This window comes from Bradyrhizobium sp. (assembly GCF_019242285.1).
GTDB lineage: Bacteria > Pseudomonadota > Alphaproteobacteria > Rhizobiales > Xanthobacteraceae > Bradyrhizobium.
In genome coordinates, this window is record NZ_JAFAVV010000812.1 from 1 (window position 1) to 11585 (window position 11585).

The window sequence follows — 11585 nt, forward strand, 5'->3', positions numbered from 1 at the left end:
GCGACGAGGTCGAGCGCTACGGCCATTTCTCGCTCGCCGCCGAGAGCATGTACGATCACCCGTTCCAGTGGGGGTCGAAGCGGACCGGGCCCGATCTCGCTCGCGTCGGCGCCAAATATTCCGACGACTGGCATGTCAGGCATCTGACCGATCCGCGCTCGATCGTGCCGCAATCGGTGATGCCGGGCTATCCGTTCCTGGCGCGGACCGAGCTCGACACCTCCACGATCCCGGATCATTTGCGCACGCTGCGCGCGGTCGGGGTGCCCTATACGGACGATCAGATCAACAACGCGGTCGCCGACCTGAATGCGCAGGTCGATCCGGACAACGCCGGCGCCGAAGCCGTCGCCAAGCGCTATCCGAAGGCCGTGGTCCGCAATTTCGACGGCCAGCCGGGCGCGCCGACCGAGATGGATGCGCTGATCGCGTATCTGCAGATGCTCGGCACGCTGGTCGACTTCAAGCTCTACAACGAAAAAGCCAATCTGCGCTGAGACGGAACGATGACCGCCATCATGACCATCCAGAACATCGCCTCGAATCTCGTCACGACGCTGTGGACGCCGATCTTCGTCGCGATTTTCCTTTCGATCGTGACCTACGCCCTCTGGCCTCGCAACAAGGCCGCTTTCGACGAGGCGGCACGCATGCCGTTGCGGGAGGAGTGACCGACATGACCGATCATACCGACATTGACACCGTCTCCGGCACCGCCACCACCGGGCACGAATGGGACGGCATCAAGGAGCTCAACACGCCGTTGCCGCGGTGGTGGGTGATCGCCTTCTATCTCACCATCATCTGGTCGTTCGGATACTGGGTCGTCTATCCGGCGTGGCCGCTGCTATCAGGCAACACGCCGGGCATCCTGCGCTATTCGTCGCGCGCCGACGTCGCAGTCGAGCTCGCCAATCTCGAAAAGGTTCGCGGCGAAAAGATGCAGGCGCTGGCCGCGGCCTCGCTCGCCGACATCGAGAAGGATCCCGCCATGCTGGCGCTGGCGCGTGCCCGCGGCAAGACCGTGTTCGGCGACAATTGCGCGCCCTGCCACGGCAGCGGCGCCGCCGGCGCCAAAGGCTATCCGAACCTCAACGACGACGACTGGCTCTGGGGCGGCTCGCTGGACCAGATCGCGCAGACCATCCGCTTCGGCGCACGTTCCGGCAACGCGAAGCAGCACGAAGGCCAGATGCTCGCTTTCGGCAAGGACGGCGTGCTGAAGCCGGACCAGATCGTGACGGTCGCCAACTACGTCCGCTCGCTGTCAGGGCTGCCGACGCGGCCGACCTATGACGCCGCGGCAGGCGCGAAGATCTTCGCCGAGAATTGCGCGGTCTGCCATGGCGACAACGCCAGGGGCAACCAGGAGCTCGGCGCGCCGAACCTGACCGACCAGATCTGGCTCTACGGCTCGGACGAGGCGACCCTCATCGAAACCATCGCCAACGGCCGCGCCGGCGTGATGCCGGCGTGGGAGGGGCGGCTCGATCCGACCACGATCAAGGTCATGGCAGTCTATGTGCATTCGCTCGGAGGCGGAAAATAACGGGGCGCGTGGCGATGGACCGGGAGTTCGCTTGAGCTGGATCAACCGGGTTTGACGGTTTGGGCCTAGGTCAATTCGTAGCCCTGATCCGAAAGCTCAAGCAGGAGCCGGGCGCGATGGCGAAAAGCTGCCGTCGCGCTTTCAGATTGCGAGAGGGTAGCCGCCCATGAACAGGCCGATCAAGCCGCAGGAACTGCCTTACGACGAAGATGGGCCGCTTTACGTCGCCCGCAGGAAGGTCTATCCGCAGCGCGTCTCCGGCACTTTCCGGCGCATCAAGTGGACGCTGATGGCGGTCTGCCTCGGCATCTACTACCTGCTGCCGTTCGTGCGCTGGAATCGCGGTCTTGGCGCGCCCGACCAGGCGGTGCTGATCGATTTCCCCAACCGGCGGTTCTATTTCTTCTTCATCGAGCTGTGGCCGCAGGAAGTCTACTATTTTACCGGGCTGTTGATCCTGGCGGCGATCGCGCTGTTCCTGATGAACGCGATCGGCGGCCGCATCTGGTGCGGCTATCTCTGCCCGCAGACGGTGTGGACCGATCTGTTCTACGCCGTCGAGCGCCTGATCGAGGGCGACCGGCGCGAGCGCATGAAGAAGGACGCCGCCGCGAGCCGGTGGACATTGCGGCGCGTTTCCGAGGTCGGGCTGAAGCATTTCATCTGGCTGATGATCGCGTGGTGGACCGGCGGCGCCTGGGTGCTCTATTTCGACGACGCGCCGACCTTGGTGAAGCAGCTCCTCGCCTTCGACGCGCCGGCGGTGGCCTATATCTGGATCGCGATCCTGACCGCCTCGACCTATGTCCTGGCCGGGCACATGCGCGAGCAGGTCTGCACCTATATGTGCCCCTGGCCGCGCATCCAGGCCGCCCTCACCGACGAATGGGCGCTGAACGTCACCTACCGCTATGACCGCGGCGAGAAGCGCACCTCGGTCAAGAAGGCCGCGGAGCTCAAGGCGCTGGGCGAGCATGTCGGCGACTGCGTCGACTGCTACCAGTGCGTCGCCGTCTGCCCGACCGGCATCGACATCAGGAACGGCCCGCAGCTCGAATGCATCCAGTGTGGCCTCTGCATCGACGCCTGCGACGCCGTGATGAAGAAGATCGGCCGCGAGCCCCGCCTGATCGGCTACGACAACGACATCAACATCCATCGGCGCGCGGCCGGCAAGCCGCCGATCTACCGCACCGTGCGGCCCCGCACCGTGCTCTACGGCGTGATCATCGCCGTCGTCGGATCGATCATGCTCTATGTACTGGCGACGCGGTCGCTGCTCGACGTCAACGTGCTGCACGACCGCAACCCGGTGGCGGTGCGCCTGAGCGACGGCTCGATCCGCAATGCCTACACGATCCGCCTGCTCAACAAGAGCGGCTTCGACCGGGTGATCGCGATCGACGTCGACGGTCCGAAGAATCCGACGACCCATGTCGTCGGCGTCGATTCAGTGACGCCCGACCGGCCGATGGTCGTGATCGGCCGCGATACGACCTCCGAGCTTCGGATGCTGGTGACGGCGCCGGCCAACGACAATCCGGCGAAGTCGATTCCGGTCCGCTTCCACGTCACCGACATCGGCCTTGGCGAGGTCGCGTCGGCGACCGACAATTTCGTGGCCCCTTGAAAGACAGGATCTGGTTCATGCCCGTGATCGCCGCTGCCGAGAGGCCCCTGACCGGACGCAAGGTGCTGCTGATGCTGGTCGCCTTCTTCGGCGTCGTCATCGGCGTCAATGTCACCATGATGAAGCTCGCAATCAAGACGCTGCCCGGCACCGAGGTCGACAGCGCCTACAGCGCGAGCCTCGCCTACGAGAAGGAGATCGCCGCCGCGCGCGACCAGGACGCGCGCAAATGGCAAGTCGACGCCCATGTCAGGCGCGGCGCCGACGGCGGCGCGACGCTCGAGGTCGAGGCCCATGATCAGGCCGGCCGACCGCTGACCGGCCTGAGGTTCGAGGGGCGCTTCGAGCGTCCGACCGACAAGCGCGCCGATCTGTCGATGGCGCTCGCCGAGGTCGGCCTCGGCGTCTATCGTGGCAGCATCGGCGCGATCGCGCCGGGTCAATGGGACCTGGTGCTCGAGGCCGACGCGAGGGGAGAGCGGATGTTCCTGTCCGTCAACCGCGTGGTCCTGAACTGAGGAAGGAATGCAAATGCAGGCGACGCGGGACTTTTCCCATTATGTGAGGGATGTCGGCTCGGGCCTCAATCACATCGATCTCGCGGTCGAAGGCGTCAACTGCGCGGGCTGCATGGCGAAGATCGAGCGCGGGTTGTCGGCGATATCAGGCGTGACGCTCGCCCGCGTCAACCTGACCGATCGGCGCGTGGCGCTGGAGTGGAGGCAGGGCGCGCTGGACCCGGCGCGCTTCATCGACCGCCTCGCCGAGCTCGGCTACAAGGCCTATCCGTTCGAGAAGGCGAGCGCGGAGGCGAGCGAGTCCGAGCGGTCGCGCTTCCTGCTGCGTTGCCTCGGGGTCGCAGCCTTCGCGACCATGAACGTCATGATGTTGTCGATCCCGGTCTGGTCCGGCAATGTCAGCGACATGCTGCCCGAGCAGCGCGATTTCTTCCACTGGCTGTCGGCGCTGATCGCCCTGCCGGCAGCGGCCTATGCGGGGCAGCCCTTCTTCCGCTCGGCATTCCGTGCGCTGCGCGCCGGCGGCGTCAACATGGACGTGCCGATCACCATCGGCGTCGTCCTGGCGCTCGGCATGAGCGTGGTCGAGACTTTCAACCACGCCGAGCACGCCTATTTCGACGCCGCCATCATGCTGCTGACGTTCCTGCTGGTCGGGCGCTATCTCGACCAGAACATGCGGCGGCGGACCCGGGCGGTGGCCGGCAATCTGGCGGCGCTGAAGGCCGAGACCGCGACCAGGTTCGTCGGCCCCGATGAAATAGCCGAGGTGCCGGTCGCGGCGATCCGCCCCGGCGACATCGTGCTGTTGCGGCCCGGTGAGCGCTGCGCCGTCGACGGCACCGTCATCGAAGGCAGATCGGAGATCGACCAGAGCCTGATCACCGGCGAGACGCTGCATGTCGCGGCCGGGCAGGGCACCGCGGTCTATGCCGGCTCGCTCAACATCTCCGGCACCTTGCGGGTGCGGGTTTCGGCGGCGTCGGAGGCCACGCTGCTGTCGGAGATCACGCGGCTGCTGGACAACGCGCTGCAGGCGCGCTCGCGCTACCGGCGGCTCGCCGACCGCGCCTCGCGGCTCTATGCGCCGGTGGTGCATGCGACCGCGTTGTTGACGGTGATCGGCTGGGTGCTATCAGGCGCGAACTGGCACGATGCCATCGTGACCGGCGTCGCCGTGCTTATCATCACCTGTCCCTGCGCGCTCGGTCTTGCGATTCCGACCGTGCAGACGGTGGCATCGGGCGCGATGTTCAAATCCGGCGTGCTGCTCAATGCCGGCGACGCCATCGAACGATTGGCCGAGGCCGATCACGTCATCTTCGACAAGACCGGCACACTGACCTTGCCGGAGCTCGAGGTCGTCAACGCGGCCGATGTCCCGCCCGATGTCTTCCGGCTTGCCGGGCAGCTTGCGCTCTCCAGCCATCATCCGGTCGCCGCCGCCGTCGCACAAGCGGCGGGCGCCAAGGTGCCAGTCGTCGGCGCGGTCGAGGAACCGGGGCAGGGCGTGCGGGCCGAGCTCGGAGGCGTCGCGATCAGGCTCGGCCGGCCATCGTTCTGCGGGGCCGAGCAACTTGTAAACCACAACGCGCGCGCCGATCCGGAGGCGTCGGTCGTGGCGTTCAGCCGCGGCGACGAGAAATACCTGTTCTCGGTCCGGCAGGGGCTGCGGACTGACGCGCGCGCGGTCATCTCGGCGCTGAAGAACCGCGACATCGCGGTCGAGATTCTTTCCGGCGACCGCGAACCGGCCGTGCGGGCGGCGGCAAGCGTGCTCGGCGTCGCCGAATGGCGCGCCGGCGTGACGCCCGCCGACAAGATCGCGCGGATCGAGGAGCTGAAGCGGCGCGGCATCAGGGTGATGATGGTCGGCGACGGCATGAACGACGCGCCGTCGCTCGCAGCCGCGCACGTGTCGATGTCGCCGATCAGCGCCGCGCATCTGAGCCAGTCGACCGCCGACCTCGTGTTCCTCGGCCGCCCGCTGGCGCCGGTGGTGGCGGCGATCGACATTTCGCGCAAGGCGCTGCATCTGATGCGGCAGAATCTCTGGCTTGCGGTCGGCTACAATCTCCTGGCGGTGCCGATCGCGATCAGCGGCGTGGTGACGCCCCTGATCGCGGCCGCGGCGATGTCGGGCTCGTCGATCCTGGTGATGCTGAACGCGCTGCGGGCGCGGCAGGCCGGTGGTGAGACGCGAGCTGCAAGGCCGGGCAGCGCCGGGGTGCCTGCCTCCAGCACGGTTTTCAACAGCTAGACGAGTGCTTCCATGAAGCCTATCGCCTCCCAGCACTCCGACCTCATCCTGAGGAGCAAGCCTTCGCCCTCAGGGCGAAGGGCTTGCGTCTCGAAGGATGGCTGCTTGCACGGCCGTCGCCCCCGGCCATCCTTCGAGACGCGTCGCTTCGAGACGCATCGCTTGCGCGATGCTCCTCAGGATGAGGTTCGGTGGAGGGGCTGATATGATTCGAATTTCAAAACCGCTCGTCTAGGGAGCTTGCGCGATGGAAGTGCTCGTCATTCTCGTGCCGCTGGCGCTCGGCCTCGGGCTTGCCGGCCTGCTTGCATTCCTGTGGTCGCTGAAGAGCGGCCAGTATGATGATCTCGACGGCGCGGCCTGGCGCGCGATCGCCGACGACGATCCGCCGGATGGACAGGCCGAGACGGCCGTATGACGCATTGAAATGCGGCCGACGCCGTAACAAACTCGCTCCAGCGAATTTACCTTAAGGCTGCGGAGCGAGGCGGAACGTGGACGGCGCAGGGACGAACGGCTCTTCAAGCGGCCTGCCGGGCCAGATCGTGCTCGTGCTTCAGGGCGGTGGCGCGCTCGGGTCATATCAGGCCGGCGTCTATCAGGCGCTGCATGAGGCCGGTGTCGAGCCGGACTGGATCATCGGCACCTCGATCGGGGCGATCAACGCCAGCCTGATCGCGGGCAATCCGCCGCGGGATCGGCTCGCGCGATTGCGTATCTTCTGGAAGCGGATGGAGCAGCAGCCGCTGCTCGGGCTTCAGGACACTTTACCCGGCCTTCATGATCGTCTCAGCTATTGGACCACGGTGGCGCACGGCATTGCCGGCTTCTTCCAGCCCAATCCGTTCGCCCATGCCGGCGATTCCTATCCGCTTGGCGCGGAACATGCCGGCTACTATTCGACGGTGCCGCTGGAGCGCACGCTTGCCGAGCTCGTCGATTTCGATCTGGTCAATCGCTGCACGCCGCGCCTGACGGTCGGCGCCGCGCACGTCAGGACCAGCCGGATGCGGTATTTCGACAGCCGGGAAGGCGCGATCGGCGTCAAGCATGTCATGGCGTCGGGCGCGCTGCCGCCGGCGTTTCCGGCCGTGCGAATCGATGGTGAGCTCTACTGGGACGGCGGCATTCTCTCGAATTCGCCGACCGAAGCCGTGTTCGCCGACAATCCGCGCCGGGACTCGCTGATCTTCTCGGTGCATTTGTGGAATCCCGTCGGCGCCGAGCCGGCCACCATGGCCGACGTGTTCAACCGCCACAAGGACGTGCAGTTCTCCAGCCGCATCGCAACCCAGATCGCGCGCGAGGAGCAGGTGCACCGGCTGCGCCATGTCATCAACCAGCTTGCCGCGCGGCTGCCCGCCGCCGAGCACAACGACCCGTCGGTGCAGGAGCTTGCGAGCTACGGCTGCCAGACCAGAATGCACGTGGTCCGGCTGCTCGCGCCGCAGCTCGCGCGTGAGACCCACACCAAGGATGTCGATTTCAGCGCGGCCGGCATCGCGCAGCGCTGGGAAGCCGGCCGCGCGCACACCAAAGCCGTGCTGGCGCGTGCGCCATGGGTGGGTCAGTTCGATCCGCTCGCCGGCGTTATCGTGCACGAGGAGGTGGATCCGATGCTCGCCGCCGCGGAGTGAATGTTTCCGGGAATGATGCGCCGGCGCTCGCGGCTACGGCGCGGCGAACTTCCGGTACAGCGCGCTGTAGTAGGCGGCCGACATATCCCAGCTGAACGACCGCGCCATCGCGCTCCGCCGCATGGAATCGAGGCGGTCCTTGGCGCGGAAGGTCGCGAACGCCCGGCGGATGCCGCCGAGGAAGGAATCGATCGAGGGCTGCGAGAACAGGAAACCGGTCTCGCCGTCGGTAATGGTTTCCGCCAGCCCTCCGGTCTGGTGGCCGATCGGCAGCGAGCCGAAACGCTGCGCATACATCTGGCTCAGGCCGCAGGGCTCGAAGCGTGACGGCATCAGCGTGAAGTCGCTGCCGGCGAAGATCCGTCGCGCCTGGCCGTCGTTGAACCCAATGACGACGCCGATGGCGTCCGGCCGCAGCCGATGCGCGTCGACCAGCGCACGTTCAATCTCGGGCTCACCCGAGCCGGTGACGACGATCTGTCCGCCGGAGCCGATGATCTCGTCGGCCGCCGACAGCACGAGGTCGATGCCTTTCTGGTGCACCAGCCGGGCGACGAGGCCGAACATCGGCCCGCGCGACACCGCGAGCCCGAACTGCTTGCGCACGTAATCGGCATTGGCGCGCTTGCCTTCCCAGTCGCCGGCGCCGAACGGCTGCGCCAGTTGTGCGCAGGACGTCGGATCCCAGCTCTCGTCGATGCCGTTGAGGATGCCCGTCAACTCAGAGGCGTTCGAGCGCTGCCGCAGCAAGCCTTCCAGCCCGCAGCCGAACTCCGGCGTGGTGATCTCCCTGGCATAGGTCGAGCTGACGGTGGTCAAATGCGAGGCATAGACGATGCCGCCCTTGAGGAACGACAGCTTGTCGTAGAATTCGAGCCCGTCGATATGGAACGAGGTTTCCGGCGCGCCGATCCGGCGCAGCGATTCCTTCGGAAACAGGCCCTGATAGGCGAGGTTGTGCAGGGTCAGGATCGAGGGGATGTTGGCGCCACTCCAGGCCAGATAGGCCGGGACGAGGGCGGCCTGCCAGTCATTGACATGAACCAGGTCGGCTGCCCAATTTCTGTCCAGCGTGCCCGCGGCAAGTTCGGCGGCAGCCGACGCCAGCCGCGCGAAGCGGATGTCGTTGTCCGGCCAGTCCCGTCCGTTCTCGTCACCATAGGGATTGCCGGGGCGATCGTAGAGCTGCGGGCAGAGCAGCACATAGACCGGCAGGCCGTCCTTGGTCGAGGCACGGCCGAGCGTGCAGGCCGGCATCTCCGCGCGGGCCGCGCAGTGGCCGACGATCTGAATATGCGTGAATTGCTCCACGACATCGCGATAGCCTGGCAGCAGGATTCGGATGTCGCTCCAGAGACGAAGCGCCCGGGGCAGGGCGGCCGAAACGGCCGCGAGGCCGCCTACCCGGACGAAATCGTCCATTTCGGTTGTGACGAAAAGTACCCTCAAGTATCGCCCTCGTCTGAGCCCCGTCCGGATGATGCAAGATCGGGTCCAGTTTTCCCAAAACGCGTCAATGCGTGAATCCGTCCAAAGTTCCACGTCCGGCTTTCCTGCTGCCGTCGCGCCCTTTAGGTTCGTACCACCAAGCCGCTTAGGGGAAATTCAACAATGACACTAGCTGGAAACCATGAGGGCCATTTGACAGGATGCTTCGCCGGGCTTCGCGTGATCGATTTCTCGACCACGATCGCCGGCCCGCACTGTGCCCGCATGCTCGCCGATATGGGAGCCGAGGTCATCAAAGTCGAGACCTCCGAGGGAGAAACAATGCGCAGCCGCCCGCCGGTGCGCAACGGCTGCTCGACCGTCTTCGGCCAGCTCAATGTCGGCAAGAAGAGCCTGGTGCTCGATTTGAAATCACGCGATGGCGCCGAAGCGATCCGTCGGCTCGCCGCGGTCGCCGATGTCCTGGTCGAGAACTTCCGGCCTGGCGTCATGCGCCGCCTCCAGCTCGATGATGAGACCTTGCGTCCACTCAACCCGAGACTGATCTACTGCTCGATTTCGGGCTACGGCCAGACCGGTCCGTCGGCCGAGTTGCCCGCTTACGCGCCGGTGATCCACGCGGCGTCCGGCTACGAGATGGCCCATCTGGCCTATCAGCCCGGCCGCAGCCGGCCAGACTACTGCGGCATCTACCACGCCGACGTGCTGACGGGCACCTATGCGTTCGGCGCGATCTCGGCGGCACTCTACCAGCGCGAGCAGACCGGCCGCGGCCAGCACATCGACTGCTCGATGCTCGAATCAATGCTGAGCCTCACCTTGAATGAATTGCAGTGGTCGCAGTTCGAGGTCAAGCAGAGTTTGCGTCCGACCTTCGGGCCGATCGCGACCCGCGATGGCTATGTCATGATCGCGATCGCCAGCGAAAAGACCTTCCAGGGGCTGATGAGGGTGATCGGCCGTCCCGAATGGGTCGATGATTCCCGGTTCGCCAGCTATGGCGAGCGCCGTGCGCATTGGCCGCAGATGATGGAAGGGGTCGAAGCCTGGTCGCGCTCGGTGACGACGGCGGCGTGCCTCGCGGCGCTGAACGACGCGGGCGTGCCGTCCTCCGCCTATCGCACGGTCGGCGAGGCGCTGGCCGATCCGCAGCTCGCCCATCGTGATGCCATTGCCGAAGTCGAGGACGGCGGCGGCACGTTCAAGGTCCTGAACCTGCCGTTCCGGATGTCGGGTGCCAAGGTTGCCGCGGGAAAGCGGATGGCGACGCTCGGCGAGCATACGCGCGCGCTACTGCAGGAGATCGGCGTTTCCGCGGAAAAGACCACGGCGAGCTGAAAGGCCGCGTCGCTGCGACTCCTCCGCCCTTGCCGCTGGCGGCAAATCCAGCCAATCTGCGCCCGCCAAACGACGATCCGTGAATGCGGACGCGGCAAAGGGGAGGAAGCTGCTGATGACCGTGGTGGTGTGCGCGCGCAGGTTTGCGCCTATTTTCCTCGTGGCGGGATTTGTCTTCGCGCAATCGACGAGTCCAGCCAGCGCGCAGAAAGCCGGCGGCAGCATCACGGTCGGGCAGGAGCTCGACATTCCCGGTTTCGATCCGCTCAAGGTCGGCGTCTACGACACCTCGGCGAACACGGCGGCCGGCGCCATCTTCGACACGCTGACCTCGCTCGACGACAAGGGCGAGCCGCAGCCGAAGCTCGCGCTGTCCTGGTCGCATTCCGAGGATTTCAAGACCTGGACCTTCAAGCTGCGTCCGGGAGTCAAATTTCACGATGGCACGCCGTTCAATGCGCAAGCCGTGAAGGAGAACTTCGACCGGCAGAAGGATCCCGCCAACAAGTGCCGTTGCGCGTTCTACATCGCCTTCATCCACGACGTGGAGGCAACCGACGACCTGACGATCGTCTACCACCTCAACGATCCCCAGGTGAACCTGCCGGCGATCATAACCATCCAGAGCTCCAACAACGTCGTGCACTCGCCGACCGCCTGGAAGACCAAGGGTGACGACTACAACCGCAATCCCGTCGGCACCGGCCCTTATATCCTGAAATCCTGGGCCGCCGGCGACCGCATGGTGCTGGAGAAGAATCCCGACTACTGGAACAAGGGCCATCCCTATCTCGACCGCATCGTGCTGAAACCGCTGCCGGACGCGCAGTCGCGCTTTGCCTCGCTGCAATCGGGCGAGGTCGACATCATCTGGGACGACGAATACGACCCCGACAACATCATGAAGGCGCAGAAGGATCCCAAGATGGCCGTGCACAGCTTCAAGGGGTCGGGGGCTGCGGTCTATGCCTTCAACACCAAGGCCCCGCCGTTCGACGATGTGCGCGTGCGACAGGCCATGGTGATGGCGCTCGACCGCAAGAAAATGTCGCAGGCGATCACCAACGGCCTGAGCCGGCCGGCGAGCAATCCTTACGGCGACGGCTCCTGGGTCAAGTGCAAGGACGATGGCGCGCTGCCGGAGGATGCCGAGAAGGCCAAGGCGCTGCTCAAGGACTATGGCAAGCCGGTCGAGTTCAAGATG

At 65.7% G+C, this 11585-nt stretch carries 11 protein-coding genes; 10 read left to right on the top strand and 1 reads right to left on the bottom strand.

Translation table 11 applies throughout. From position 1 onward, the window contains the following. From ccoO to JOY90_RS33325, 8 genes are all read left to right on the top strand, one after another. A partial coding sequence (ccoO, locus tag JOY90_RS33290; RefSeq protein ID WP_291695333.1) for a cytochrome-c oxidase, cbb3-type subunit II occupies window positions 1–497 on the top strand: 497 nt, incomplete at its 5' end. A gap of 9 nt (window positions 498–506) precedes the next feature. Then, window positions 507–671 (top strand): cbb3-type cytochrome c oxidase subunit 3, encoded by a 165-nt coding sequence (locus JOY90_RS33295; protein ID WP_291695334.1) that lies wholly within the window; start codon window positions 507–509, stop codon window positions 669–671. Window positions 672–676: 5 nt separating this feature from the next. Then, the gene (ccoP, locus tag JOY90_RS33300) at window positions 677–1549 is read left to right on the top strand and encodes a cytochrome-c oxidase, cbb3-type subunit III (protein WP_291695335.1); all 873 of its coding nucleotides are present in this window, start codon (window positions 677–679) and stop codon (window positions 1547–1549) included. A 166-nt stretch (window positions 1550–1715) separates the two neighbouring features. Beyond that, on the top strand, window positions 1716–3179 hold the full coding sequence (ccoG, locus tag JOY90_RS33305) for a cytochrome c oxidase accessory protein CcoG (RefSeq protein WP_291695336.1): 1464 nt from the start codon (window positions 1716–1718) through the stop codon (window positions 3177–3179). 17 nt (window positions 3180–3196) lie between these two features. Next, window positions 3197–3697, top strand: a complete 501-nt coding sequence (locus JOY90_RS33310) for a FixH family protein (RefSeq protein ID WP_291695337.1) — start codon at window positions 3197–3199, stop codon at window positions 3695–3697. A 13-nt stretch (window positions 3698–3710) separates the two neighbouring features. Further along, window positions 3711–5957 (top strand): cation-translocating P-type ATPase, encoded by a 2247-nt coding sequence (locus tag JOY90_RS33315; protein WP_291695338.1) that lies wholly within the window; start codon window positions 3711–3713, stop codon window positions 5955–5957. Between the two features lie 247 nt (window positions 5958–6204). Beyond that, the gene (ccoS, locus tag JOY90_RS33320; RefSeq protein ID WP_291695339.1) at window positions 6205–6375 is read left to right on the top strand and encodes a cbb3-type cytochrome oxidase assembly protein CcoS; all 171 of its coding nucleotides are present in this window, start codon (window positions 6205–6207) and stop codon (window positions 6373–6375) included. Between the two features lie 76 nt (window positions 6376–6451). Then, window positions 6452–7594 carry a patatin-like phospholipase family protein gene (locus JOY90_RS33325; protein WP_291695340.1) on the top strand — a complete coding sequence of 381 codons (1143 nt, stop codon included), beginning with the start codon at window positions 6452–6454 and terminating at the stop codon, window positions 7592–7594. Window positions 7595–7627: 33 nt separating this feature from the next. Here JOY90_RS33325 and glgA read toward each other — a convergent pair whose 3' ends face one another. Continuing rightward, the gene (glgA, locus tag JOY90_RS33330) at window positions 7628–9043 is read right to left on the bottom strand and encodes a glycogen synthase GlgA (RefSeq protein ID WP_291695341.1); all 1416 of its coding nucleotides are present in this window, start codon (window positions 9041–9043) and stop codon (window positions 7628–7630) included. A gap of 162 nt (window positions 9044–9205) precedes the next feature. Between glgA and JOY90_RS33335 the strand changes: the two genes are divergently transcribed. Together JOY90_RS33335 and JOY90_RS33340 are read left to right on the top strand one after the other, a co-directional pair. Continuing rightward, the gene (locus tag JOY90_RS33335) at window positions 9206–10381 is read left to right on the top strand and encodes a CaiB/BaiF CoA-transferase family protein (RefSeq protein WP_291695342.1); all 1176 of its coding nucleotides are present in this window, start codon (window positions 9206–9208) and stop codon (window positions 10379–10381) included. Between the two features lie 115 nt (window positions 10382–10496). Continuing rightward, a partial coding sequence (locus JOY90_RS33340) for an ABC transporter substrate-binding protein (RefSeq protein WP_291695343.1) occupies window positions 10497–11585 on the top strand: 1089 nt, incomplete at its 3' end.